Annotated in this window: 25 protein-coding genes and 1 tRNA gene; 9 read left to right on the top strand and 17 right to left on the bottom strand. The window is 60.2% G+C overall.

The window, feature by feature from the left end; genetic code table 11:
- The first annotated feature begins 13 nt into the window (after positions 1–13).
- From GA830_RS20295 to radC, 3 genes are all read left to right on the top strand, one after another.
- Positions 14–754 (top strand): SH3 domain-containing protein, encoded by a 741-nt coding sequence (locus GA830_RS20295; protein ID WP_308460447.1) that lies wholly within the window; start codon positions 14–16, stop codon positions 752–754.
- 104 nt (positions 755–858) lie between these two features.
- Complete coding sequence (gene map / locus GA830_RS13075; RefSeq protein ID WP_195162274.1) at positions 859–1,686, top strand: type I methionyl aminopeptidase; 828 nt, start codon at positions 859–861, stop codon at positions 1,684–1,686.
- A gap of 51 nt (positions 1,687–1,737) precedes the next feature.
- Positions 1,738–2,493 carry a RadC family protein gene (gene radC / locus GA830_RS13070; protein WP_195162273.1) on the top strand — a complete coding sequence of 252 codons (756 nt, stop codon included), beginning with the start codon at positions 1,738–1,740 and terminating at the stop codon, positions 2,491–2,493.
- Here the strand turns inward: radC and GA830_RS13065 are convergent.
- Complete coding sequence (locus GA830_RS13065) at positions 2,490–2,861, bottom strand: hypothetical protein (RefSeq protein ID WP_195162272.1); 372 nt, start codon at positions 2,859–2,861, stop codon at positions 2,490–2,492. The two genes, radC and GA830_RS13065, sit on opposite strands and share 4 nt — an antisense overlap.
- 207 nt (positions 2,862–3,068) lie before the next feature.
- A complete protein-coding gene (tig, locus tag GA830_RS13060; RefSeq protein WP_195162271.1) occupies positions 3,069–4,547 on the bottom strand; it encodes a trigger factor in 1,479 nt (492 codons plus the stop codon).
- Positions 4,548–4,891: 344 nt separating this feature from the next.
- On the opposite strand from tig, the gene GA830_RS13055 reads away from it, so the two are divergent.
- The 4 genes from GA830_RS13055 to trmFO all read left to right on the top strand — a co-directional run bounded on the left by GA830_RS13055 (position 4,892) and on the right by trmFO (position 7,324).
- Positions 4,892–4,976, top strand: a tRNA-Leu gene (locus tag GA830_RS13055).
- Positions 4,977–5,262: 286 nt separating this feature from the next.
- Complete coding sequence (locus tag GA830_RS13050) at positions 5,263–5,403, top strand: DUF1127 domain-containing protein (RefSeq protein WP_195162270.1); 141 nt, start codon at positions 5,263–5,265, stop codon at positions 5,401–5,403.
- Positions 5,404–5,426: 23 nt separating this feature from the next.
- Entirely contained in the window at positions 5,427–5,567 is a 141-nt protein-coding gene (locus tag GA830_RS13045) for a DUF1127 domain-containing protein (RefSeq protein ID WP_195162269.1), read from the top strand.
- 353 nt (positions 5,568–5,920) lie between these two features.
- Complete coding sequence (gene trmFO / locus GA830_RS13040; RefSeq protein ID WP_195162268.1) at positions 5,921–7,324, top strand: methylenetetrahydrofolate--tRNA-(uracil(54)-C(5))-methyltransferase (FADH(2)-oxidizing) TrmFO; 1,404 nt, start codon at positions 5,921–5,923, stop codon at positions 7,322–7,324.
- A 15-nt stretch (positions 7,325–7,339) separates the two neighbouring features.
- Here the strand turns inward: trmFO and GA830_RS13035 are convergent, their stop codons facing one another.
- The 4 genes from GA830_RS13035 to yajC are packed head-to-tail and all read right to left on the bottom strand — an operon-like array spanning position 7,340 to position 11,507.
- Positions 7,340–8,170, bottom strand: coding sequence for a phytoene/squalene synthase family protein (locus GA830_RS13035; RefSeq protein ID WP_374939322.1), 831 nt, complete (start codon positions 8,168–8,170; stop codon positions 7,340–7,342).
- Positions 8,166–8,555 (bottom strand): Mth938-like domain-containing protein, encoded by a 390-nt coding sequence (locus tag GA830_RS13030; RefSeq protein WP_195162267.1) that lies wholly within the window; start codon positions 8,553–8,555, stop codon positions 8,166–8,168. Before GA830_RS13030 ends, GA830_RS13035 begins: the two co-directional genes overlap by 5 nt.
- 11 nt (positions 8,556–8,566) lie before the next feature.
- On the bottom strand, positions 8,567–11,122 hold the full coding sequence (secDF, locus tag GA830_RS13025; protein ID WP_195162266.1) for a protein translocase subunit SecDF: 2,556 nt from the start codon (positions 11,120–11,122) through the stop codon (positions 8,567–8,569).
- 49 nt (positions 11,123–11,171) lie between these two features.
- Positions 11,172–11,507, bottom strand: coding sequence for a preprotein translocase subunit YajC (gene yajC / locus GA830_RS13020; protein ID WP_195162265.1), 336 nt, complete (start codon positions 11,505–11,507; stop codon positions 11,172–11,174).
- Positions 11,508–11,689: 182 nt separating this feature from the next.
- On the opposite strand from yajC, the gene GA830_RS13015 reads away from it, so the two are divergent.
- Positions 11,690–12,565, top strand: a complete 876-nt coding sequence (locus GA830_RS13015; protein ID WP_195162264.1) for an ATP-binding protein — start codon at positions 11,690–11,692, stop codon at positions 12,563–12,565.
- 12 nt (positions 12,566–12,577) lie between these two features.
- On the opposite strand, the gene GA830_RS13010 is transcribed toward GA830_RS13015, so the two are convergent.
- The 4 genes from GA830_RS13010 to serS form a co-directional block, all read right to left on the bottom strand.
- On the bottom strand, positions 12,578–14,107 hold the full coding sequence (locus GA830_RS13010; RefSeq protein WP_195162263.1) for a LysM peptidoglycan-binding domain-containing M23 family metallopeptidase: 1,530 nt from the start codon (positions 14,105–14,107) through the stop codon (positions 12,578–12,580).
- A 117-nt stretch (positions 14,108–14,224) separates the two neighbouring features.
- A complete protein-coding gene (locus tag GA830_RS13005) occupies positions 14,225–14,878 on the bottom strand; it encodes a protein-L-isoaspartate(D-aspartate) O-methyltransferase (protein ID WP_195162262.1) in 654 nt (217 codons plus the stop codon).
- Complete coding sequence (surE, locus tag GA830_RS13000; RefSeq protein ID WP_195162261.1) at positions 14,875–15,633, bottom strand: 5'/3'-nucleotidase SurE; 759 nt, start codon at positions 15,631–15,633, stop codon at positions 14,875–14,877. Before surE ends, GA830_RS13005 begins: the two co-directional genes overlap by 4 nt.
- Before the next feature lie 23 nt (positions 15,634–15,656).
- On the bottom strand, positions 15,657–16,979 hold the full coding sequence (gene serS, locus GA830_RS12995) for a serine--tRNA ligase (protein ID WP_195162260.1): 1,323 nt from the start codon (positions 16,977–16,979) through the stop codon (positions 15,657–15,659).
- 733 nt (positions 16,980–17,712) lie between these two features.
- On the opposite strand from serS, the gene GA830_RS12990 reads away from it, so the two are divergent.
- Positions 17,713–18,450 carry a hypothetical protein gene (locus GA830_RS12990; RefSeq protein ID WP_195162259.1) on the top strand — a complete coding sequence of 246 codons (738 nt, stop codon included), beginning with the start codon at positions 17,713–17,715 and terminating at the stop codon, positions 18,448–18,450.
- 113 nt (positions 18,451–18,563) lie between these two features.
- Here GA830_RS12990 and tatC read toward each other — a convergent pair whose 3' ends face one another.
- The 7 genes from tatC to nagZ all read right to left on the bottom strand — a co-directional run bounded on the left by tatC (position 18,564) and on the right by nagZ (position 24,081).
- Complete coding sequence (gene tatC, locus GA830_RS12985; RefSeq protein WP_195162258.1) at positions 18,564–19,394, bottom strand: twin-arginine translocase subunit TatC; 831 nt, start codon at positions 19,392–19,394, stop codon at positions 18,564–18,566.
- Positions 19,391–20,002, bottom strand: a complete 612-nt coding sequence (gene tatB / locus GA830_RS12980; RefSeq protein ID WP_195162257.1) for a Sec-independent protein translocase protein TatB — start codon at positions 20,000–20,002, stop codon at positions 19,391–19,393. The genes tatC and tatB overlap by 4 nt, the downstream gene beginning before the upstream one ends.
- 33 nt (positions 20,003–20,035) lie before the next feature.
- Positions 20,036–20,278 (bottom strand): twin-arginine translocase TatA/TatE family subunit, encoded by a 243-nt coding sequence (locus GA830_RS12975; protein WP_195162256.1) that lies wholly within the window; start codon positions 20,276–20,278, stop codon positions 20,036–20,038.
- A 35-nt stretch (positions 20,279–20,313) separates the two neighbouring features.
- Positions 20,314–21,420: an ABC transporter ATP-binding protein gene (locus GA830_RS12970; protein WP_195162255.1), complete on the bottom strand. Its 1,107-nt coding sequence runs from the start codon at positions 21,418–21,420 to the stop codon at positions 20,314–20,316.
- Positions 21,421–21,471: 51 nt separating this feature from the next.
- Entirely contained in the window at positions 21,472–22,197 is a 726-nt protein-coding gene (scpB, locus tag GA830_RS12965; RefSeq protein ID WP_195162254.1) for an SMC-Scp complex subunit ScpB, read from the bottom strand.
- The gene (locus GA830_RS12960; protein WP_195164937.1) at positions 22,194–22,994 is read right to left on the bottom strand and encodes a segregation and condensation protein A; all 801 of its coding nucleotides are present in this window, start codon (positions 22,992–22,994) and stop codon (positions 22,194–22,196) included. Before GA830_RS12960 ends, scpB begins: the two co-directional genes overlap by 4 nt.
- A gap of 67 nt (positions 22,995–23,061) precedes the next feature.
- On the bottom strand, positions 23,062–24,081 hold the full coding sequence (gene nagZ, locus GA830_RS12955; RefSeq protein WP_195162253.1) for a beta-N-acetylhexosaminidase: 1,020 nt from the start codon (positions 24,079–24,081) through the stop codon (positions 23,062–23,064).
- Between the last annotated feature and the right edge of the window lie 82 nt (positions 24,082–24,163).

Here is a 24,163-nt window from a genome sequence, read left to right as displayed (position 1 = left end):
CACAATCGCCGCCATGGCTGGATTCGTTTTTCCCAAACTCAGATGGCTGCTGGTTGGCGCGGTGGCTGCTGGCGGCTGGGCTGCAACCCAGGAGCCCGTGGCCAAGCGGGCGCCTCCGGCATCGCAGCGTGCTGCCATTTCGTCTCCAGCACCGACCAGCGGGCGGGCTGAAAGACCAGTGCGATCACAGCCAGCCGCGTCCGCGTCGACAAACGCAAAACAGACGCGCACAGATTCACCTTCGCCTTCGCCTTCGCCTCCGTCTGCGCCGCGGCCATCTGCGCTTGTCACAGCTTCGATCAAGAAGCCGGACAGCCCGGCTGCACAAGAATTTTACACCGTGTCACGTGTGCGGATGCGCGAGGATGCCAGCAGGCAATCGCGGATGTTGACCTGGCTGGAACAGGGCGCGATGGCCAAAGTGCTTGAACGGTCGGGAAAATGGCGGCGTGTCGTGGTTGGCGGACAGGCCGGATGGGTTCATGGCGACTATCTGGCCCTGCCCGACCCGAAGGCCCCGCGGCCGAATGCGCCTGTGGAGCACCAGCGCACAATCGCAGCGGCAAAACCCGCCAGCAGTGAGCCGGCAAAACGCCCTTCCCTTCCAAGCCTTTTTCAATCCGGCAAACCGGCCCGCAAGGCCCAGACCGGCGACTGCCAATGCCCCTATGATCTGATGATCAACGGCAAGCAATGCGGCGATAACAGCGCCTACAAGATGCGCGGACGCGCCAAAGAGGCGTGTTACCTCTAGCCAATTCAATCCGAAATGGTCATGCGGGGTTGAAGCGCGCGCGTTCCGGTGCCAAATCAGGGCATTGCGGCTGTATTCCACACGCTGCCTTCTCTGGAACGACAATGGTTACCTATCTCGACGCTACGACAGCGCCCCTGCGCAATACCGGGCAAATCCGCCTCTATGGCGAAGAAGCCTTTGCCGGCATGCGCAAGGCCTGCAATCTTACGGCGCGCTGCCTGGACGAGCTTGCCAGCATGGTCGCACCGGGCGTCGCAACGGAGACGCTTGACCGGTTTGTATTCGAGTTCGGCATGGACCACGGCGCGATGCCGGCAACACTCAACTATCGCGGCTATACGAAATCATCCTGCACGTCGATCAACCATGTGGTGTGCCATGGAATTCCCGACCATAAGCCTTTGAAGGACGGCGATATCGTCAACATCGACGTCACCTATATTCTCGACGGCTGGCATGGCGATTCCAGCCGCATGTACCCGGTCGGAGAGGTCAAGCGGGCAGCCGAGCGCCTGATGGAAGTGACGCATGAATGCCTGATGCGGGGTATTGCGGCTGTACGTCCCGGAGCGCGAACCGGTGCCATCGGTGCCGCGATCCAGAGCTTTGCCGAGGGCGAACGTTGCTCGGTGGTGCGCGATTTCTGCGGCCACGGCGTTGGCCAGCTGTTTCATGATGCACCCAACATTCTGCACTATGGCAGCGCCTCCGAGGGTGTCGAAATGCGAGCCGGTATGATCTTTACCATCGAGCCGATGATCAATCTCGGCCGCGCGCATGTGAAAGTGCTTTCCGATGGGTGGACTGCGGTCACCCGTGATCGCTCGCTGTCAGCGCAGTATGAACACACTATCGGCGTTACCGAGACCGGTTGCGAAATCTTCACGCTTTCCCCCAAGGGGCTCGACCGACCCGGTTTGGCATCTTAGTATTTGCTTAAAGTGCTGCCTATCACAGCATGGGAATGCCGGGGTTGAACTGTGCCTGACGAAAATGACGATGAGCGTGGGTTTTTTGGCGAAGGGCAATCCAAGCCGCTCGCCAAAGCAGCGCGTCTGACTGACAAACCGCATTATATCGGACACCGGCAACGGCTCCGCGACCGCTTTCGTGAGGCGGGCCCGGGCGCGCTTTCTGACTATGAAATTTTGGAAATATTGCTGTTTCGGTCGATACCCCGGGCAGACACTAAGGAACGTGCCAAACTTTTGTTGGCGCGGTTCGGCTCGCTGGCCGAAGTGTTAGGCGCGCCCGAACGTCTGATCCGGGAGATGCCGGGCATTGGCGACGCGGTGGCGCTCGATCTGAAGGTCGTTGCGGCGGCGGCACAGCGCATGGCGCGCGGCGCGATCAAGGGTCGCGAGGTGCTGGCTTCGTGGTCCCAGGTGCTTGATTACTGCCGGGCATCCATGGCCTTTGAGCAGCGCGAGCAATTTCGCATCCTGTTTCTGGACAAGAAGAACGTTCTGATCGCCGATGAGGTGCAGCAGACCGGAACTGTCGACCACACGCCGGTCTATCCGCGGGAAGTGGTGCGGCGCGCGCTCGAGCTGTCGTCGACTGCTATCATCCTCGTTCACAATCACCCGTCCGGCGACCCAACACCGTCCCGGGCAGACATCGAGATGACCAAGACGATTATCGACACCGCAAAACCGCTCGGCATTTCGGTGCATGATCATATCATCATCGGCAAAAACGGGCATGCCAGCATGAAGGGCCTGCTGCTGATCTAGCGTGGCTCAGTGCAGGCTGCCTTTAGAAATGCAAGCACGGCATCGATCCCGTCGAGGCCAAAGATGGCTTCGTTGCCGCCGAAATATCCGGAGCGCCAGCTTACTTTAAACTTTCTGGCGCCCGCGAGACGGTTTCCGCTGCCCTGCCCGATGTAAACCAACGTCGAATTCCGGTCCGTGAGAGACCAAGTCTGTTTATGGATCCGGGCATCGATCTGGACGGAAACCGGAACCGCAGCGCTTCCAGCAATGAATGCGCGCAGCTTGATGGTCTCGCTCCATCCACCGCCAGCCTCGCATCGAACAACCAAAGTCGGGTGGTAATCGATGGCGCGGTTTCCGCCAAGGTAGCGAAGCGGAAACTCCATTTGACTGGCGGCTTAGTTGCCAGCGGCCCGCTTCCGCGCTTGCAGCCTGCATCGGCGGCGTTGCTACTGCCAAGGTCGCCAGGATCGGGAACATGCGGGTCACGATGGAAGATGACATAGGATGCCTCGCCCGGTGTGGCCCATCAAAGCAAAAAGGCCGCTGGGTTTCCAGCGGCCTTTTCAATATTTATCAGCGAACTGACGACGTTATTCGGCGTCTTTAGCTGCTGCTTTCTTCTTCGGTGCGGCCTTCTTGGGCTCGGCATCGTCTGAAGTTTCAGCCTTTGCCTTTGGCTCGGCCTTCTTCTTTGGCGCAGCCTTCTTGGCTTTCGCAGCGCCCTCGGCAGGTTCGTCGTCGGCAAGAAGCTCTTCTTTCGAAACCTTCTTGTCGGTCACCGAAATCTGCGTGAGCAGATGGTCAACCACCTTTTCCTCAAACAGCGGCGCACGAATGCTGCTCAATGCCTGCGGGTTGCCACGGTAAAACTCGAAGATTTCCTGCTGCTGGTTGCCCGGGAACCGGCGAACGGTCTCGAACAGCGCGCGCTGCATTTCCTCGTCGCTGATCTGAACCTTTGCCTTTTCGCCGATCTCGGCAAGCACCAGCCCGAGGCGGACGCGGCGCTCTGCCAGGCGACGATATTCGGCGCGGGCTTCTTCCTCAGTCGTCTCTTCGTCGGCAAAGCTGCGACCAGCCTCCTGGAGATCGCGGTTGACCTGATTCCAGATGTTGTCGAACTCGGCCTCAACAAGGTTCGAGGGCGCGTCGAACTGGTAGGTGCCATCAAGCGCGTCGAGCAGCTCGCGCTTTACCTTCTGGCGGGTCATCTGGCCAAACTGGCTCTCGATCTGGCCGCGGATGATCTCCCGCAGGCGATCTGCCGATTCGACGCCGAGCTTCTTGGCGATCTCATCATTGACTTCGGTGCTGTCTGGCTTGGAAACCTCGTTCACCTTAACATCAAAGGTCGCGTCCTTGCCGGCAAGATGGGCCGCCTGATAGGCGTCAGGGAACTTTACCGAGATGACCTTCTCGTCACCAGCCTTCAGGCCGACAAGCTGCTCCTCGAAGCCAGGAATGAACTGGCCGGAACCGAGAATAAGGTCTGAGCCTTCAGCCGTACCGCCGTCGAAAGGTTCGCCGTCGACCTTACCGAGATAGTTGATGGTGACCTTGTCCCAGAGATCGGCCTTGCCCTGCTTAACTTCGTACTCGCGCGCGTCGGCAGTGACCTTGCGGACCTGCTCTTCGATATCAGCCTCAGGAACATCATAAACCTGGCGGGTGACGCTGACGCCCGAAAAATCCTTGATTTCGATCGCGGGGATCACTTCGTAGTTGAGCTTGAACTCGAAATCGACGCCGCCGGCGAGGATCTTTTCGGCTTCCTTCTCGTCTTCGGTCATCACCACTTCTGGCTGCATGGCGGACTTTTCGCCGCGCTCGGCCAGAATTTCGCGGGTCGAGGATGTCAAAATCTCGTTCACGACCTCAGCCATGAAGGATTTGCCGTACATTTTGCGCATGTGCTGCATCGGCACCTTGCCAGGACGGAAGCCATTGATGCGGGCCTTGCCCTTGGCGTCCGACAGCCGGGCCACCAGTTTTGCTTCAAGATCGCTGGCAGGCACGATGACCTTGATCTCGCGCTTGAGGCCTGAATTGAGTGTCTCGGTTACCTGCATAATCAAACCTTCGTTTCACAATTGCTGCAGTGCTCGCGGCTTCCTGCCGTCAAGCCTGCCGGAATTCTTGCCGGGAATGGCTCTACGCGGGCGGAGGGACTTTGATGCCGGTGGCCACACGCCACCGGTTACCCCGGTCTTTTCCCTTCATCCTGGTCCCGTAGTCAGCAGTTTTACTTCTGCCTGTCGGCACACAAAAATCCGGACGTCTCAACCCGTCATATTCGACACGCCTTTTGTCATACGCCGCCGGTGTTTTCAACCTTCTTCGCGGTCCGCATCAAGCACATGGTTGCGGTTCAACATTGACAGAACAATGGCCATGTGAGATTGCCCGCCCCAATGCGGATGTGGCGGAACTGGTAGACGCCCTGGATTTAGGTTCCAGTGCCGAAAGGCGTGGGGGTTCGAGTCCCTTCATCCGCACCACCTCCTCTGCAAGCTCATCCAGACAGCAGTGCCCCAGGCTTTCCATGCCTGCGGCCGCTTGCCGCATTGCACCATCTGTCAGCTGCCAACGCCAAGTCGTTGCCGTGCTGCACTTTTTCGCAATTCTGCCACATGGCGGCCACAGTCGCTAAAACCGATTAATGTTGCGATGCACAATTGCATTGCTGCCATGCGCAGTTGTCGCTTCTAAAAGGCTACGGCACCACCTATCTACGGATCACACAAAGAGAAAAGCAAACGAACCAAAGACGAAACGAGAAATAAGATGAACCTGATCCGCAACTACCGCAACTGGCGCCGCTTCCGTGACACCGTTTCCGAGCTGAGCCGCCTGTCAAACCGTGAACTCACCGATCTCGGCATTGTCCGCAGCGACATTCCACACGTCGCGCGCAAGTCGATCTGATCGAAAAATAAGAGAGAATAACCATGAACCTCATTCGCAATTTTCGTAACTGGCGCCGCTACCGTGACACGGTCAATGAGCTGGACCGCCTTTCGAACCGTGAACTGTCGGACCTCGGCATCAGCCGCGGCGACATTCCTTACGTAGCCCGCAAGTCGGTCTAACCCAAAGAATTTCGCCGAAGCCTATCCTCCTCCCAGGCATCGGCGAATACGGTCAACGCCCACCTCCTCCCGGGTGTTGTCCACTTACAAACGGCACCCGCTGAACCTCCTCCCTCAGCGGGTGCTGTTTGAAATACCAAAAGGGCTTCGCACCCTTCGTCAAAGCGAAAAGAATTTCGTCAAAGCCTACCTCCTCCCAGGCGATGACGAATATGGTCGGGGCCCACCTCCTCCCGGGCTTCCGACCCCCATAACGACACCCGCCGGATCCTCCTCCCCCGACGGGTGTTGTTTTTTGGAGCAGGGCCTGAGCGCCGATTGCTTTACCCGCGCCTGAGGCTTATCTCCGCGACATGACAACAAAACCTATACACGTGATTGGCGGCGGTCTCGCCGGTTCTGAAGCTGCATGGCAGGCCGCACAGGCTGGCGTGCCGGTTATTTTGCACGAGATGCGGCCGGTGCGTGGCACCGATGCGCACAAGACGGACAGTCTGGCCGAGCTTGTCTGTTCCAATTCCTTCCGTTCTGATGATGCGCAGACCAACGCGGTTGGGCTGCTGCATGCCGAAATGCGGCTGGCCGGATCTTTGATCATGGCCTGCGGCGATGCCAATCAGGTGCCTGCCGGTGGCGCGCTGGCGGTTGATCGCGACGGATTTGCCGCTGCGGTCACGGCCCAACTGGAAGCACACCCGCTGATCACCATCCAGCGCGAAGAAGTGCCGGGTCTGCCGCCTCAGGACTGGGACAAGGCGATTATCGCCACCGGGCCACTGACAGCGCCATCGCTTGCTGATTCTATTGCGGCGGAAACCGGCGCTGATGCACTCGCATTTTTTGATGCGATTGCGCCGATCATCCACTTTGAAACCATCGACATGAACGTGTGCTGGTTCCAATCCCGGTACGATAAGGTCGGCCCCGGTGGCACCGGCAAGGATTACATTAACTGCCCGATGGACAAGGCCCAGTATGAGGCGTTCATTCAGGCGCTGATCGACGGCCAGAAGACCGAGTTCAAAAAATGGGAAGGCACGCCCTATTTCGACGGTTGCCTGCCCATCGAAGTGATGGCCGAGCGTGGGATTGAAACGCTGCGCCATGGCCCGATGAAGCCGATGGGGTTGACCAACGCGCATAACCCCGAGGTGAAAGCCTATGCGGTGGTGCAGTTGCGCCAGGATAATGCGCTTGGCACGCTCTATAATATGGTCGGCTTCCAGACCAAACTGAAGCATGGCGAGCAGGTTCGCATCTTCCGCACCATCCCGGGCCTCGAGAACGCGGATTTTGCCCGGCTTGGCGGCCTGCATCGCAACACTTACATCAACTCGCCGACGCTGCTTGATGGGTCGTTGCAGCTGCGCTCGCGCCCCGGTCTGCGTTTTGCCGGCCAGATCACCGGCTGCGAGGGCTATGTGGAAAGTGCCGCCATAGGCCTTCTCGCCGGGCGCTTTGCGGCTGCTGAACGGCTTGGCCAGGATCTGGCCATGCCGCCGCTCACCACGGCGTTTGGAGCCCTGCTCAACCATATCACCGGCGGGCATATCGTGTCTGACGATGAACAGGGCAAGCGCTCGTTCCAGCCGATGAACGTCAATTTCGGGCTTTTTCCTCCGGTCGAGGCACCCAAATCTGAGGGCAAGCGCTTGCGTGGCCGCGAAAAGCTGGTTGAAAAGCGCCGCGCCATCACGTCGCGCGCGCTTGATGATTGCCGCGAATGGCTCGGTACAGGTCAGATCGCCGCCGAATAAAGGCGGCGACGGCTTCTACCAGCCTCGTGCAGCGCGAACCAAAAGCCTGAACTGGCGGCGCAGCAGGCTGACCGGCACCGGCTGCGTCAGCGCAGACATCGGGCTCCGCACGATGCGGTCGCGATAGATGCCCGTCACCGCGAGCGGCAGATAGGCCGGGCGCAAGGTTTGGGGCAGACGCGACGCGCTTTCCTCAAAGGTTGTGAGATGCTGGCTGGCCAGCGCCGCCATGGCTTCCACCGCGCTCGCGGCAGGTGGTGCGCCTGCAAGCAACTCCTCCACAGTGCAGCCGGCAGCTGAAAGGATATCTGCTGGCACAAAACACTGGCCGCGGGACCGGTGCATGGGCAATAGGCGGATTAGACCAACAATCGCCTGCGCGCAGCCGGCGTGGCCTGCTGTCTCGGCGAAGGCGGGTGCTGCCTGCCTGTCCAAAATCTGTGCAGCCAATTGAATGACCGCTGACGCCGTCTCACCGCAATAGCCCTCAAGATCATTTCGCGATGGCATCGGATCATTGTAGAGGTCAAAAATCCGCGCTTCGAGCATGTTCGAAAACGCATTTGGTGGTAGTTGCTCCTGCGCAATCACCGCCAATAGCGCCTCTGCCAGCGGGTGGCCGGATGCGGGCGTTTGCGCTTCCACAATATCGCGCCACCATTGCAGCCGGATTTCACCCGGCAGCGGTTCGCGGACACGGTCGCGCACAGCGGCTATTTCAGCGTTGAAGGTGTAGAGTACTGCCAGCGCCTCGCGCTTTTCCGGCGGCGCATACAGCGTGCTGAGATAACGGTCCGGATCAAGCGCCTTCAGGCCAGGTAAAAACTGTTCCGATGCCATATCAATCGACGGCAATCAGGGCAGCTGCTACCGCGCGGTCCTCAGCGAGGAGGACATTGTAGGTCCGCACCGCGGCACCTGTAGACATGGGGTCGGCGCCGATTTTTGCGCTGCGCAGAAGCTGGCGCAGATCAGTCGGCAGCGGTGCCAGTTCGTGTCCCATCCCCACCAGAAGAATCTCGATATCGCCAGCCTCGGCCAGGATTTTGTCGAGATCGGCGGCAACGAACGTGTCACAGCGCGCTACCTCCCAGCCGTAAACGCCAGAGGGCAGGCACAGGATCGAACCCCGGTGCGACATATCCGCAAAACGGAAGCCGCCATTGCCATACGCATCAATTGGCGGGCGGCCCGGGAAATGGGCCTGCCGCATGATGATACCTTCTGCCACCTTCAGCTCCGTCAGCTGGTGACGGCGCGGTCCGGTACCACCATGCCACCTTCATTCGATTCGGTCGGCGAAGGTGGACGCAGGCGGAACAGGATCAGCAATGGAGCCGCGATGAAGATCGACGAATAGGTGCCAAAAATCACACCGAACAGCATCGCCGCGGTAAATGACCGGATCACCTCGCCGCCGAACAGGAACAGCGCGAACAGGGCAAGAATCGTCGTCAGCGCGGTCATGGTCGTACGTGACAGCGTGGTGTTGATCGCAATGTTCAGGAGGGACGGCAGATCCATCTTCTTGTAGCGTCGCAAATCCTCTCGTACCCGGTCGTAGACCACCACCGTATCGTTGAGCGAATACCCCACAATGGTAAGAATGGCGGCAATGGAAGACTGGTTGAACTCTATCCCGGTCAGCACGAAGAAGCCGATGGTGATGATGATGTCGTGGATGGTAGCAATGATCGCACCCACCGCGAATTGCCACTCAAACCGGAACCAGACATAGACCAGCACCAGCGCCAGTGCGACGATGACACCGATGGTTCCTTCGCGGGCCAACTCGGCGGATACGGTCGGTCCGACGCTTTCGACGCGGCGAACATCGTAATCAACCTGGAGATCGTCGCGCACCTTGGTGACCGCAGACTGTTCGGCATTGTCGCCACCGTCCTGCGACCCGATGCGGATCAGTGCGTCGTTCGGCGAACCGAATTCCTGCACCTGCACATCGCCAATGTTGAGCTGCTGCAGGCGTGCACGTATATCGCCCGGATCGGCAGCACCGCTTCGCGCCTGGACCTCAATCAGCGAACCGCCCTTGAAGTCGATACCGTAGTTCATGCCCACAGACATGAAGGCGACAACCGCCGCTATCGACAGCACCGATGAGAGCGTGAACGTCCACCTGCGGATACCCATGAAAGGAATCTTGGTGTTGGTCGGGATCAGCGTGATCGGAGCCCGCGGCAATTCAGTCGGACGGAAACGCCTAACCCATGCGGCCACCAGCCAGCGCGTCAGCGTGAAGGCGGTGAACATCGTCGTAACGATGCCGATGGCGAGCGTGATCGCAAAGCCTTTTACAGGACCGCTTCCCAGATAGAAGAGAACGCCGGCGGCGATCAGGGTGGTTACGTTGGCGTCGACAATGGTGGCCAAAGCCTTGGAAAACCCGGCGTCGATAGCTTGAATTACCGAGCGGCCGTTGCGCCGTTCTTCCCGGATGCGCTCATAGATCAGCACGTTACTGTCGACCGCCATACCAACGGTCAAAACGATACCGGCAATACCCGGCAAAGTGAGCGTGGCGCCGAGGACCGACAGGATGGCTATTACCATCGATACGTTGGCGAAAAGTGCGATATTGGCAATCAGCCCCAGCGTTCCGTAGACCGCGACCATGAATATGAGCACAAGAACGGTGCCGATGATGGACGCGAACTTGCCAGCATCAATGGAATCCTGGCCGAGGCCCGGACCAACTGTGCGTTCCTCGACGATGGTCAGGTCGGCAGGCAGGGCGCCGGCGCGAAGCAGAACGGCAAGGTCGTTGGCGCTCTCCGTGGTGAAGCTGCCGGAAATCTGGCCTGTACCGCCCAAGATGGGCTCGCGAATCTGGGGTGCGGAAATCACCTGATTGTCCAGAATGATGGCAAACAGTTTGCCGACATTCTGTTGGGTTGCCTGGCCGAAGCGCTGGGCGCCCTTGGTGTCGAAGCGGAACGACACAACTGCCTCGCTGGTGCGCTGGTCGAACGTCGCCTGCGCATCGGCAAGATTTTCGCCTGACACAATGACCCGGTTTTCGATCAGGTAAGGAACGGGCGGATCATCAGGCGAATACATGATCGTTGAGCCTGCCGGAGCCCTTGCCGTCAGCGCTTCCTGTACCGGAACCGACTGGTCGACCATCTGGAAGGTCAGTTTCGCGGTCTGGCCCAGAATGTCCTTGAGGCGCTGCGGGTCCTGCAGACCCGGCACCTGTACGAGAACACGATCGTCACCCTGACGCTGGATGACGGGTTCAGTCGTGCCGAGCTCGTTGACGCGGCGACCAATGACCTCGATTGACTGCGTGACAGCCGAGCTGACCCGGTAGTTGATGCCGTCTTCGGTCATCGTGTAGCGCAGAAGGCCCGGTTCGGGCTCATCCTGCGTGAGCTCTACAATGTTAGTTGTCCCGAACACGCCAGACGAAATCGGCTGAGTTAGCGCCACCAGCGCCGTCTTGGCCGTTTCCACCTCATTGGCCTCGCGGATGCGAACCTGAACGGTGCGGCCGGTCCCCGAAAGGCCGGTATAGCCGAGCTTGGCATCGCGCAGCGCGGTGCGGATATCATCGCGCGTTGTCTGCAGCCGCTCGTCGATCAGGTCCTGGCGATCGATCTGCAGAAGAATATGCGAACCGCCTTGCAGATCGAGGCCAAGCGTCATGGTCTTGCTGGGCAACCAGCCTGGAAGCGCGTCTCGCATTGATTGCGGCAACGCATTGGGCAATGCAAACAGGATGCCAAAGGCAACTGCGAGCCAGATCAGAACCGTCTTCCAGGGCGAAAAATAGAGCATAGTGCCTCGTCAAAAAGAACGTCGGGTTCCGGTTCCGCTTTGAATGCGGTTATTTCTTGGCGTTCTGATTGGCGACAGGCTCGCCCTTGACCCGTACATCGGCAATCGTGGCGCGCAGCGCAGTCACCTTGACGCCGGTGCCAAGTTCGACTTCCAGCTCATCATCGCTCGCCTTCGTCACCTTGCCGACCAGACCGCCGCCGGTAACCACGGTGTCGCCGCGACGGATCGCCGTCAGCATCTCGCCGCGCTTCTTCAACTGCGTGCGCTGGGGGCGGATGATCAGGAAGTACATGATCACAAAGATCAGCAGGAATGGCATAACGCTGATCAGCATCTCAGGTGCGCCACCTGAAGTCTGGGCGAAGGCCGGGGTCACAAACATGGCAAAACTCCTGAAAATATCGTGATCGGGGCCGCGCGAACGCCCCCCTTGAAAGGTGGCCGGAATATAGTCTCTCAATCTTTCTTTGCAACTGCGCCTGGGCTGCCTCGCACTGCTTTTACAGGCAGTTTTGCCGTGTTAGAGCGATTAGCCGCAGCAATCATGAAAGCCTTCGCCTGCCGATGACCAAAAATCAGACCGAATCTCTTGAATCCAAGCTCGACCGCCTGATCGAAGCGGTGTCCCGTCTGGCACCGCCGCCGGTGCCGCAAACCGACCTTTTGGCCGCCGACTGTTTCGTCTGGGCCGCAGAGCGCGGCTTTCTCGAACCGGTCACACGTGTGAACCGCGTGGATATCGGGTTGATCCGCGGCGTGGACAGAGTGCGCGACATCTTGGCTGACAATACCCAACGCTTTGCAGACGGTTTGCCGGCCAACAACGTGCTGCTCTGGGGCGCGCGCGGCATGGGAAAGTCTTCGCTGGTAAAGGCAGTGCACGCTGCCATCAATGCTAAGCCCAAAGCCGAACCGCTAAAGCTGATCGAGATCCACCGCGAGGATATCGACACGCTGCCAGCGCTAATGACACTGCTCAAGGCCGCGCCATATCGCTTCATCCTGTTTTGCGATGATCTGTCGTTTGACCATGACGACACATCCTACAAGTCGCTGAAGGCGGCACTCGAAGGCGGCGTCGAGGGGCGGCCAGCCAATGTCATCTTTTACGCGACATCGAACCGACGCCATCTGTTGCCGCGCGACATGATCGACAATGAGCGCTCCACCGCCATCAACCCTTCCGAAGCTGTCGAGGAAAAGGTTTCCCTCTCAGACCGGTTCGGGCTGTGGCTGGGTTTTCATAAATGCTCACAGGATGACTATCTCGCGATGGTCGATGGCTATGTGCGATTCCACGCGCTGAACATCGACGCCGACACGATGCGGGCCGAAGCGCTGGAATGGGCCACCACGCGCGGCAGCCGGTCAGGCCGTGTAGCCTGGCAGTTCACGCAGGACCTTGCGGGGAGACTGGGACAGCAGCTGAGGGAGGAGTAGGTTTTTTGCGCCCTACTCCAGGAATTTCGACGGATCGACCGGAGCCGAGTTCTTGCGCACTTCGAAGTGCAGCTTTGGCATGTCGGTCGTGCCGCTCATGCCTGAGGCGGCGATTTCCTGGCCGCGCTTGACCTTCTGGCCGCGGGTAACTTTTAGCTCGCTGGCATGGCCGTAGACGGTGACGAGGCCGTCTTCGTGACGCACCAGGACCGTATTGCCGAATTCCTTCAGGCCGTCGCCGGCATAGATGACGACGCCGTTTTCAGCAGCCTTGACCGGGGTGCCTTCTGGAACCGCGATGTCGATGCCGTCGCCATACTTGCCACCGCCCGCGCCATAGGCGGAGATGACCCGGCCTCGCACCGGCCAGCGCATCCGTCCGATGCCGGTGGCGTCGGGTGCGGCTGCAGTGTCCTGCTCAGCCTGCTCCATAACCTTGTCGGCCTTGCGCGGCGGCGTGTAGGCGTCGGTGCCGGCGTTTTTGGGCGTCGAACCGGTCGTGACCTTGTCTACCTTTTCTGCCTTGGCAGAGGCACCCGTTGCGGCGCTTGCCACCGTTGCGGCACCTGCGGCGGGCACCACGAGCTGCTGGCCGACGCGGATAAGGCCGTCCGACATGCCGTTGGCCTGCTTGAGCGCAGTCGTCGTGACGCCTGTCTTGCGGGCAATGCCGGAGAGTGTATCGCCCGCGACAACTGTATAGCCCCCCGAACCGCCCGCAGATTGGGCCTTGGCGGTCGTCGTGGTCGTAGACTTTTCGGCTTCGCTTTCCTTGACGCGTGGCGTCTGTGGCAGCACCGCGACATTGTTGGTCGGCACCGGCAGGTTTTCGGTCGGAACATCCTTGGTGCCGCGCGACGATTTTGCGTTGGCGACGTTGGGATTGTTGTCAGGCGCCGAAACGCCGGCCTTATCGGAATAGACGTAGGTCGGGATGACGATTTTCTGGCCGGCCTGCAGGCTGGCGCCATCCTTCAGCCCATTGGTCTTGATCAGCACATCCGCTGGCACGCCAAAGCGGCGTGACAGGTTGTAAACGGTTTCGCCTTCCTTGGCGGTGATCTGGCTGCCACCGGTGCGTGACCAGCCTTTTATGTTTTCGGCTGCCTCAGAGACAGGCGCTGCCTGTTTGACAGTGCCGGTGACCGTCGTATCGAGGTGCTGCTGTGCCGATGCCATGACGGGAGCAGCGGCTGGCAGTGATGCCCTCAGCGGCTGAGTGGACGTTTGGATGGCAGGGCGTGCGGCTTCTGCAACCTGCGTCCCCGAGACCGGCGGCAATGTGCTGCGGGCGACGCTGACAGGCTGCACAGCCTGGCGGTTTGCGACCGTCCTGTTGACCTGCGCGACCTGATCGCCCGGATAGGGCTGGTTTGCTGGCGGGATAATCTGGCGCTGATTTGTGGTGGAGGTGAAAACGTCATCGACGCCGCCAAAGCGTGACACGCCGGAGCTGCAACCGGCTACAGTTGCGCCGAGCGCAAGGATGGCGACACTGCGTAACAGCGTATTCTGGATGGTGCTCGACTTACTCAACCGCATTGCCCTGACTCGCGCATACCCACTCAACTGAGTATGATTAAAGCGCGTTAATGTTACCCGGCGGTTAAGACAGGGCGAACTGGCGCAGAAATGTTCATTTATCGGGCAGTTCGCCGGTCAGAGCACGGCAGCTGTTCCTTTCACCAGCGGCTGAAGCCGGACTGTTGCGATGTCCTCGCGCTCAAAGCGGCTGCCGGTCTTGACCAGCTTGGCCAGTTGCTGCTCGTCTTCAGACGGTCCAATCGGCGCGATCATGATGCCGTTGGTGGCAAGCTGGTCGACGAAACCGCGCGGCAGAGCCTCGAAGGCTGCCCACACCACGATCCGGTCAAATGGCCCCTCGCCCGGCAGACCGGTCAATCCATCAGCCTGTCTGGCAAAAGCGTTGGTGATGCCGAGCATGGAGAAGCGCTGGGTGGCGAGTGTCACCAGTGTTTTGTAGCGGTCGACGGTGACCACGCGGGCGGCCAAGCGCGCCATGACGGCTGCCGTAAAACCTGATCCGGTGCCTATCTCAAGCACGCGGTGACCAGGCTCGATCTCCAGCGCGGCGATGACGGCTGCCTGCAGATCAACCCCCTCAATGGCTTCGCCGCATTCGATCGGCAGCGTCCGGTCAGACCAGGCGAGCGCCTGCGCGCTGGCCGGCACGAATAGTTTTCGCGGGGTGGCTTCCATGGCCGAGACGAGGTCTTTGGGCGGTATGCCCAGCGCGCGCAATCTCAGCAGAAATGCAGCAAACCCCTCGCGCTCATCGACCATAGAGTTCATGCGAGGGCCTTTGCCAGCCTGTCCTTGGTCTCATGGTCGGTCAGGTCGAGTTTCAACGGCGTCACCGAAACCGACTTGGAGCGTACCGCGTGCACATCCGTGCCTTTCAGAAGTTCCGGCGGCTCACGCCCGAAGCGCAGCCAGAAATAGGGAAAGCCGCGGCCATCGGCACGTTCGTCGATCCACATCGAGTGGACCAGTTTGCCCTGCGCGGTGACCAGCGTTTCCTCGACCTCTTCGGGCGGGCAGCTCGGAAAATTCACATTCAGGAAGGTGCCGGCCGGCAGATCGACCTCCACCAGCTTTGCCAGCAGCGCCGGCGCCAGCGCCTCGACTGTTCCCCACGGCACTTCACGGTAATCGCCATGGACATTATAGGCCTGGCTGAGCGCAATGGCGCGGATGCCGAGCAGCGTGCCTTCCAGAGCCCCTGCCACGGTGCCCGAATAGGTGACGTCATCGGCGAGATTAGCGCCGGAATTAACCCCGGACAGCACCAGATCCGGTGGCTCGGGCATGACGTTCTTCACCGCCATGATGACGCAATCTGTCGGCGTGCCACGCACGGCAAATTGCCGGTCGCTTATTTTTCGCAAGCGCAGCGGCTCGGAAATTGACAGCGAGTGGGCAAAGCCGGACTGGTCGGTCTCCGGCGCCACCACCCAGACATCATCCGACAGCGTGCGCGCGACGCGCTCCAAAACCTTCAGGCCCTCGGCGTGGATCCCATCATCATTGGTGAGCAAAATGCGCATGTCTTGTTCCCTGCAACCCGCCGCTACTGTTTCGCGATTTTCGTCAGGCCACCCATATAGGGCACCAGAGCGTCAGGAATTGTGATGCTGCCGTCGGCATCCTGATAATTTTCCATGACCGCGATCAAGGCGCGACCGACTGCGACGCCCGAACCGTTCAGCGTGTGGACAAAGCGCGTCGCCTTGCCGTCCCGATCCTTGGTGCGCGCGCCCATGCGGCGTGCCTGGAAGTCGCCGCAGACCGAGCATGACGAGATTTCACGATACGCGTTCTGGCCCGGAAGCCAGACCTCGATGTCATAGGTCTTTTGCGCGCCAAAACCCATGTCACCGGTGCACAGCGTGATGGTGCGGAACGGCAGGCCGAGCTTTTTTAACACGTTTTCAGCGCATTGCGTCATCCGCTCATGTTCGGCCAACGACGCATCGGCTTCCGTGAAGGAGACCAGTTCCACCTTGTAAAACTGGTGCTGCCGCAACATGCCGCGCGTATCGCGCCCCGCCGACCCCGCCTCGGAACGAAAGCTCGGCGTCAGAGCGGTAAAGCGCAGCGGCAAATTTTCAGCCGGCGTGATCTCTTCGCGCACGAGATTGGTGAGCGGCACTTCGGCGGTGGGGATGAGGCCAAGGCGCCCATCGCCGTGCGGCGTAAAGAACAGATCCTCTTCAAATTTAGGCAACTGTCCGGTGCCATGGAGCGCGTCATCTCTCACCAGAAGCGGCGGCTGCACTTCCGTGTAGCCATGACCGCTCGTGTGCAGGTCGAGCATGAACTGGCCAAGCGCGCGTTCGAGCCGCGCCAGCCCGCCAGTCAGCACCGTAAAGCGCGAGCCGGAAATTTTTGCGGCGCGCTCAAAGTCCATCAGTCCAAGCGCTTCGCCGAGCTCAAAATGCTCTTTCGGCTTGTTGCCCATTTTGGGCTGGCGGGCGGCGATCAGGTCGTCTCCAAATCGACGAAGTTCGACATTGTCGGCCTCATCCTTGCCGACCGGCACATCGGGCAAAGGAATATTGGGAAGCACGGCAAGCGCGTTGTTCAATGCTTCGTCAAATTCACGCTCGCTTGCTTCACCGGATTGGATAAAGCCTTTCAGCTCCGCCACTTCCGCCTTCAGCTTCTCGGCAAGGGCAGAATTCTTGGCGCCCATCGCCTTGCCGATTTCCTTCGACAAGGCGTTGCGGCGCTCCTGCGCTTCCTGCAACTTTACCAGATGGCTGCGGCGCGCTTCGTCTTTGGCCAGAAGCTCATCCAGCGTGGACTGCGCGCTGGCCGCGTAAGACGGACGCTTTTTCAACGCCTCGGCAAATGCTTCAGGGTTTTCGCGAATCCATTTGATGTCGAGCATGTTCGAAAGTGTCCTTGGGAAGAGCGCAAACGGGTAAACCGCATCGGGAAACGATGCAAGGCGGTGGCGCTGTGATTTCGTGGGTGCAGTGCGCTGTGAAATAGCGCAGCGACAAGATCCCCGTGGTTCGACAGAGAACAACAAGAACCCCCTCTCCGCCTCGCTGCGTTCGGCACCTCTCCTCCATTGTCATGGGGGAGAGGAAACAGCGCCCGCGATTGGCCATTTCCTCGCCCCACGAAAGTGGGGAGAGGTGCTGAGCGTAGCGAGGCGGAGAGGGGAACAACCGTCCAGCGACAAGATCCCCGTGGTTCGACAGAGACCAACAAGAACCCCCTCTCCGCCTCGCTGCGCTCGGCACCTCTCCCACATTGTCATGGGGGCGAGGAAACAGCGCCCGCGATTGGCCATTTCCTCGCCCCACAAAGTGGGGAGAGGTGCCGAGCGTAGCGAGGCGGAGAGGGGAACAACCGATCAGCGCCAAGCGCCCCGTGGTTTAACAGAGACCAACAAGAACCCCCTCTCCGCCTCGCTGCGCTCGGCACCTCTCCTCCATTGTCATGGGGGCGAGGAAACAGCGCCCGCGATTGGCCATTTCCTCGCCCCACAAAGTGGGGAGAGGTGCTGAGCGTAGCGAGGCGGAGAGGGGAACGGCCGATCAGCGCCAGCAACATACCCAAAATCTATCCACCCCCTCCGGTGCCCGCACCACAATCGCGGCCAGGAGGCGTGGATGGACTGGCAGCTGGCGATCGACAAACACCGCGAAGCGCTAAGTTGCGTTTTGGCCATGCTGATCAGCATGGCCGGGCTGCGGCGCCCGGTGCTGCATTTCGATGAAGGGGAAATGCCAATCCCCACCCTGCCCCGCCATCTGCACCGCGCCGTGTTGCGGCTGTTGCGGCCAGCTGAATGGGCGACGCGCCGATTGATCATCATCATGGCGCGCGGGCTTGTGGTGCGGGCAGTGCGGAACAGAATGTGCCCAACATCGTCAGCGCTGTTCCTGCGTGGGCCGGGCGGCACCGGGGTGCGGCTGGTCGCGGCAGGCGCACCATCGCGGCCCGCACCACTGGCAATAAGCCTGCCGCTCTTCGATCCGCCGCGGCGTTTGCATGTGTTGCGCCGGGCCGCAGCCGGCAGCGTGCCGCGCATCTCGTTGCCCGGCGTCACCGTGCCATTTGTCATCGCGCCGCGCCGCGCACCGGCCTTTGACGATGCGCTTGATGCCAAAAATCTGGTGCTGCGCCTGCGCGGCCTTCATGCAGCGCTGGAGGACCTGCCGCGCCAGGCCATGCGTTTCGCGCGCCGGCAGGCAGCCATCATCCAGCAAGAGAAGCCCCGACGCTGGCCGATACGCAACGGCCCGCCACCCGGCACGCGACGGCGCCAAACCCACGACGTGTTTTCCACCCTGACCGACCTGCACGGCCTCGCCTTCGACGCGCTGGCCCGCCCAGACACGTCATGATCTTTTATTTTTTGGCGATTTTTGTCGGAAAGACTTGTCGCTGCCTCGTGCGGCGCATCGGCGCGTGGCTGGTTGCAAGGTATGCGCTTTATGGCCATCAGGCACGTTCGCCGCTAGGCGCTTTTATCACCCTCAGCATCCGCCTTTTCGCGCGCGATCCGGTCTTCCTCGCGTTTGCGCTCGACCCACCGGGCAGTGAAAATCGAGATTTCGTAGAGCAGGATGGTCGGCAGCGCGAGGCCGATCTGGCTGACCGGATCAGGCGGCGTCAGAACAGCAGCCGCGACAAAGGCGATGACGATGGCCCATTTGCGCTTGTCTTTCAGTCCCTGCGACGTGATCAGCCCAACGCGGGCCATCAGCGTGGTGACGACCGGAAGCTGGAAGACGAGGCCGAAGGAGAAAATCAGCGTCATGATGAGGCTGAGATATTCCGAGACTTTGGGCAGCAGCGAAATCTGAACGTCGTTTTCGGGGCCGGTCTGCTGCATCGCCAGGAAGAACCACATCACCATCGGCGTGAAGAAGAAGTAGACAAGCGATGCGCCGAGCAAGAACAGCAGCGGCGAGGCGATGAGGAACGGCAGGAAAGCTCCGCGCTCATTTTTGTAGAGGCCGGGGGCGACGAATTTGTAGACCTGCGCGGCGATGATCGGGAAGGCCAGCACCATGCCGCCAAACATCGCAAGCTTGACCTGCGTGAAGAAGAATTCCTGCGGCGCGGTGTAGATCAGCGACACGTTATGCGGATCAAGCCCGGCCCAGCCGGTGGCCCATTTGAACGGGATAACCAGAAGGTTGAACAGCTGCTTGGCGAAAAAGAAGCAGACCAGAAAGGCGATGAAGAAGCCGCCCAGCGCCCACATCAGCCGCGAGCGCAGCTCGATCAGGTGCTCGATCAGCGGTGCCGAAGACTTTTCGATGTCGTCCACTTCAGAATTCACGTGGCGCTTCCCGCTGGTTTGGCTTTTTTGGCAACAGCTTTTTTCACTGGTGCAGCCGTGGTCTTTCGTGCGGCAGGTTCTTTCGCCGCTGTCTTGACGGCGGGCTTCGCCTTGGCCGGTTTTGCAGGGGCTTTCGATTTCACCGACGCGGCTGGCACCTTGGTCGCCTTTTCAGCCGCCGGGAATATCGGCTTCTCGGTTGGCATGGAAGTTGGACCGCTGACCCCGGCAAGATTGGTGGCCGCGGTCTTCAAAGGTTCAGCCGTATGCGCCTCCGGATCGGCAGGTTTGTTTGCCACAGAAGGCTTCATCGCCGAATCGACGCCTGCCCGCACGTCGGCGGCAGCTTTCTCGAACGGGTTCAAATGCTTCTTGATCTGGTTGCGCGGGTCGAGCCCGCGCAGGTCGTCAACCGACTGCTTGAGTTCATCAAGCTCGGCTTCCTTCAGCGCATCATTGAACTGTTTTTGGAAATCACCGGCCATGCCACGCAATTTTGCAGTCGTCTTGCCAAAGGTCCGCAACATGCGCGGCAAATCCTTCGGCCCGACAACCACGATCATCACGATCGCGATGACCAGCATTTCGGTCCAGCCGATGTCAAACATTCCAGTCAGTCCAGTTGGGCTTCACGCCGTTCGTCAGGTTTTGGACTTGGTTGTCGCCTTGGCCTTGGCAGCCTTGACGGTCTCATCGTTGCGATGCTCGACCGTGCGGGCCACTTCCTCGGCCTTGTCGTCGGCGTCGTCGTCCGACATGCCCTTCTTGAAGCTCTTGATGCCCTTGGCCATGTCGCCCATCAACTCGGGAATCTTGCCACGACCAAACAGTAGCAGCACCACCACAAGCACGATGACCCAGTGCCAGATTGAAAAGGATCCCATTATTGTCTCTCTTTCGACCGTTTCCTTAGAGTGATCTATGCGCTTTCGGTCTGTCTTTCAAACACAAGCACATCGGCGTTTCGAAGCGACAGGTAAATATCGCGCGCGCTGTCGGACAAAGCGCCGCACCTGACGCGCGCCCGAACCGCCGTTTCAGACCCTTGTACAGCCAGTTCGAGCAATTCCACAACGCCCAGATAGCGACGAGACAAAAGTCGTGCCGGAATATCGCCTTCTGTCTCGCTCACTTCAAAGCCTGCCGTGCGGACAGCGACCGACACGGCAACGCCTTCCCCATGCCCAGGGGCTGCAACCTTACCGAGCGGGGTGTCGGCCATGCCGGATTCGACGTGGGCATCAAAGACGTTAATCTCGGAGAAAAATGCGGCGGTGAAAAGGTCGACCGGCTTCTGATAGAGCGCCTGCGCGGTGCCCAGTTGTACCAACTGGCCATCCTTGAGCAGCGCAATGCGATCGCCCATCCGCATTGCCTCTTCGGCATCATGGGTCACCACAATGGCGGTAGCGCGGCTATGGCGCAGAATATCCAGCGTCTCGGCGCGCACGCTGTCTTTCAGTCGCGAATCGAGACCCGAGAAAGGTTCGTCCATCAGCAGCACCGAAGGACGTGGCGCGAGGGCGCGAGCAAGGGCCACGCGCTGCTGCTCGCCACCGGAGAGAACATGCGGATAGGACGCCGCGTAGTGTTCGAGGTCGACGCGGGAGAGAGCAATCATGGCCTCGCGCTTCGATTCCTCGCGCGACAGTGCAGTCAGCCCGTAGCGCACATTGTCCAAAATGGAGAGATGCGGGAACAGTGCGAAGTCCTGGAACACCAGACCGATGGAGCGCTTTTCGGGCGGCAGGAAGACGGAAGGTCCGGCGATTTCGCGGTCATTCATGACGACACGTCCGGTAGCCTGGCTTTCAATGCCGGCGGCGATACGCAGCAGCGTGGTCTTGCCCGAGCCGGAGGGGCCCAGCAGGCATAACACCTCGCCGGGCTCCGCCGACAGCGAGACGTCGTTCAGGGTCTGCGCGCCGGAACCGTAGGAATGGCTGATGTTTTCGAACGCCAGCCGGGCTGCGAAGGTAACGCCGGCGGTGACGCGCGATGCCGGGTGCGCTGCTTGCCTTGCCACCTTGTACCGAACCCTTCAGGCCATGTTGCCGATGATGCTGGAAGGGCCTCGTCAATCATCCTCGACACGGGGTGTCAACAGGCCGAGCTCTTCCAGATCGATATCGGTCAGCGGATCTTCGTCCTCGGCCATCTCGTCGGGGTCAGACATCGGCGTCGGCATCGAGAAGTTGGAAGGCATCCGCGTTGACAGAAGCCCTGCCCCCTTTAACTCTTCCATGCCTGGAAGGTCGCGGATTTCCTCGAGCTGGAAATGGTCGAGGAATTTTTCCGTGGTGCCATAGGTGACGGGGCGACCCGGAGTGCGACGGCGACCGCGCATGCGCACCCATTCGGTTTCTAGAAGTGTGTCGAGCGTGCCCTTTGAGGTTTCAACGCCGCGGACATCTTCAATCTCTGCACGGGTCGCGGGTTGGTGATAAGCTATGATGGCCAAAACCTCGAGCGCTGCACGCGAGAGCTTTTTCTGCTGGATGGTGTCGCGGCTCATCAAGAAGGCGAGATCGCCGGCGGTGCGGAAGGCCCAGCCTTCGCCGACATGAACGAGGCTGACGCCACGCTTGGCGTAGATGCGTTGCAGGTCGGCCATGACGGCGCCCATGTCGGTGCCCTCGGGCAGGCGCACGGCGAGTTGCTTTTCCGAAATCGGTTCGGCGCTGGCAAAAATAAGTGCTTCGGCCATGCGCACCGCTTCGGCAAGCGCAATCCGGGCGGCCGGATTTTCATCGCTGTTGGGTGGCTCGAAGGGGATGATCGACGCGTTGCGGCTTTCACTCATGATGCTCTCTCGATCATACTTTTCGGCTGCTGGCGCTGGCGCATGTAGATGGGAGAAAACGCCTCGTCCTGGCGCATCTCGATCTGGCCTTCTCGGACCATCTCGAGCGTAGCGGCAAAAGTGCTGGCAAGAGCGGTGGCGCGCTCTGCTGGACTTGCCAGATACTCAAACAGGAAACGGTCTAGCGCGGTCCAGTCCTTTAGTTCGCCCACCATGCGGGTCAGCATATCGCGCGCCTGCTTCAGCGACCAGGTGCCACGTTTAGCGATAGTGACGTTGGTGATCGCCTGACGCTGGCGCTGCGAGGCATAGGAGGTCAACAGATCGTAGAGGCTGGCCGAATATTCGTTACGCTTCTCGACGATCACCAGCTCAGGCATACCTCGGGCAAACACATCCCGGCCAAGTCGGTTGCGGTTGACCAGCCGGGCCGCCGCATCGCGCATGGCTTCGAGGCGTTTCAGCCTGAACTGCAGGACAGCGGCAAGCTCCTCGCCGCTTTCGCCCTCATCGCCCGGCTGCTTGGGGATCAGGAGTTTTGATTTAAGGAACGCCAGCCAGGCGGCCATGACCAGATAGTCGGCGGCGAGTTCCAACCGCAGTGCGCGGGCCTTGTCGACAAAGAGCAGGTACTGTTCAACCAGCCCGAGAATCGAGATGCGCGCCAGGTCGACCTTCTGCGTCCGGGCCAGATGGAGCAACAGGTCGAGCGGGCCTTCGAAGCCAGCAACATCGACCACCAGCGCAGGTTCAGACACACCACGCGCATCATCGTTCTCGGCCCAAAGCCGATCCATCGGTGCCGGCTTTGCGCCGCTTTTACTTTCGACCTTTTGGGCCACGTGCAGCTCCCTGAAGCAGGGACTATGCCACCGCTTCGAAGTGTTGGGCGAATTCCGCCCGAAGTTCTGTTTCAGCGCCACCGTCGCCGTCACCGATGACGGCAAGTGCCGTATTGGCACGCGACAGCGCTTTTCCGGTCAGCGGCGTGGTGCGCGAGGCGATGCCCGCCATTTCCGACATCACGCCGTTGCAGTGAAGGACCAGATCGCAGCCTGCCGCAAGGATCGCAGCAGCTTTCGAGGGGAAATCCCCAGAAAGTGCCTTCATTGAGGTATCATCGCTGATCAGAAGTCCGTCGAAGCCAATATGACCGCGCACAATCTCCTCGATCACCTTCTTCGACGTGGTGGCTGGATTGTCAGGATCAACCGAGTTGTAGACGACATGAGCAGTCATAGCCGCCGGTAAATCCTTTAGCGCCTGGAATGGCACGAAATCATGACGCTCGAGATCAGCAAGCGGGGTATCGAGTATTGGCAATTCGAGATGCGAGTCCGAAAACGCCCGTCCATGGCCGGGAACGTGCTTCATGACGGGTAGCATCCCGCCAGCCATCAGGCCTTCGGCCGCGGCACGGCCAAGGGCGGTGACGATATCGGGATGCTTGCCATAGGCGCGCGTGCCGATGACATCACTGGCGCCCTCGACCGGCACATCAAGCACTGGCAGACAATTGGCTGTGATGCCGAGACGTCTGAGGTCGCAGGCATGCAGCCGCGACAGAAGCCAAGCTGCCCGCAACGCGGCTTCTTGGTCCTCCGCATAAAGCGTACCGAAGGCCGAACCGGATGGATAGTTGGGAACTAGAGGCGGTCGCAACCTTTGAACGCGGCCCCCCTCCTGATCCACGAAGACCGGCGCATCGGGGCGCCCGACGCTGTCACGCATCGCATCTGTCAGGTCGGATATCTGTGCCGCCTCGCCAATATTGCGTGCAAACAAGATGAAGCCCCAGGGGCGCTCATCACGGTAGAAAGCGATTTCATCTGCGGTCAGAGACTGCCCGGAGCAGCCCAGGATCATGGATTTTGATTCGGTCATGGCGCCGATTCTAGCGCGAAGCAAACGTCTTGGCACGCATCTGTTTGCGACAACGAAAAAGGGCGCAGCCAAGGCTGCGCCC

The organism is Mesorhizobium sp. NBSH29, from assembly GCF_015500055.1.
In the GTDB taxonomy this organism is placed as follows: domain Bacteria; phylum Pseudomonadota; class Alphaproteobacteria; order Rhizobiales; family Rhizobiaceae; genus Neomesorhizobium.
This window is presented reverse-complemented; position numbering and strand designations above follow the sequence as displayed.

What these genes read in the sequence shown, in the direction of transcription:
- GA830_RS20295 (WP_308460447.1), top strand. Translation starts at nt 14, where the DNA reads ATGGCTGGATTCGTTTTTCCCAAACTCAGATGGCTGCTGGTTGGCGCG.
- map (WP_195162274.1), top strand. Translation starts at nt 859, where the DNA reads ATGGTTACCTATCTCGACGCTACGACAGCGCCCCTGCGCAATACCGGG.
- GA830_RS13065 (WP_195162272.1), bottom strand. Translation starts at nt 2,861, where the DNA reads ATGGAGTTTCCGCTTCGCTACCTTGGCGGAAACCGCGCCATCGATTAC.
- tig (WP_195162271.1), bottom strand. Translation starts at nt 4,547, where the DNA reads ATGCAGGTAACCGAGACACTCAATTCAGGCCTCAAGCGCGAGATCAAG.
- GA830_RS13050 (WP_195162270.1), top strand. Translation starts at nt 5,263, where the DNA reads ATGAACCTGATCCGCAACTACCGCAACTGGCGCCGCTTCCGTGACACC.
- GA830_RS13045 (WP_195162269.1), top strand. Translation starts at nt 5,427, where the DNA reads ATGAACCTCATTCGCAATTTTCGTAACTGGCGCCGCTACCGTGACACG.
- trmFO (WP_195162268.1), top strand. Translation starts at nt 5,921, where the DNA reads ATGACAACAAAACCTATACACGTGATTGGCGGCGGTCTCGCCGGTTCT.
- secDF (WP_195162266.1), bottom strand. Translation starts at nt 11,122, where the DNA reads ATGCTCTATTTTTCGCCCTGGAAGACGGTTCTGATCTGGCTCGCAGTT.
- yajC (WP_195162265.1), bottom strand. Translation starts at nt 11,507, where the DNA reads ATGTTTGTGACCCCGGCCTTCGCCCAGACTTCAGGTGGCGCACCTGAG.
- GA830_RS13015 (WP_195162264.1), top strand. Translation starts at nt 11,690, where the DNA reads ATGACCAAAAATCAGACCGAATCTCTTGAATCCAAGCTCGACCGCCTG.
- GA830_RS13010 (WP_195162263.1), bottom strand. Translation starts at nt 14,107, where the DNA reads ATGCGGTTGAGTAAGTCGAGCACCATCCAGAATACGCTGTTACGCAGT.
- GA830_RS13005 (WP_195162262.1), bottom strand. Translation starts at nt 14,878, where the DNA reads ATGAACTCTATGGTCGATGAGCGCGAGGGGTTTGCTGCATTTCTGCTG.
- surE (WP_195162261.1), bottom strand. Translation starts at nt 15,633, where the DNA reads ATGCGCATTTTGCTCACCAATGATGATGGGATCCACGCCGAGGGCCTG.
- serS (WP_195162260.1), bottom strand. Translation starts at nt 16,979, where the DNA reads ATGCTCGACATCAAATGGATTCGCGAAAACCCTGAAGCATTTGCCGAG.
- GA830_RS12990 (WP_195162259.1), top strand. Translation starts at nt 17,713, where the DNA reads ATGGACTGGCAGCTGGCGATCGACAAACACCGCGAAGCGCTAAGTTGC.
- tatB (WP_195162257.1), bottom strand. Translation starts at nt 20,002, where the DNA reads ATGTTTGACATCGGCTGGACCGAAATGCTGGTCATCGCGATCGTGATG.
- GA830_RS12975 (WP_195162256.1), bottom strand. Translation starts at nt 20,278, where the DNA reads ATGGGATCCTTTTCAATCTGGCACTGGGTCATCGTGCTTGTGGTGGTG.
- scpB (WP_195162254.1), bottom strand. Translation starts at nt 22,197, where the DNA reads ATGAGTGAAAGCCGCAACGCGTCGATCATCCCCTTCGAGCCACCCAAC.
- GA830_RS12960 (WP_195164937.1), bottom strand. Translation starts at nt 22,994, where the DNA reads ATGGATCGGCTTTGGGCCGAGAACGATGATGCGCGTGGTGTGTCTGAA.
- nagZ (WP_195162253.1), bottom strand. Translation starts at nt 24,081, where the DNA reads ATGACCGAATCAAAATCCATGATCCTGGGCTGCTCCGGGCAGTCTCTG.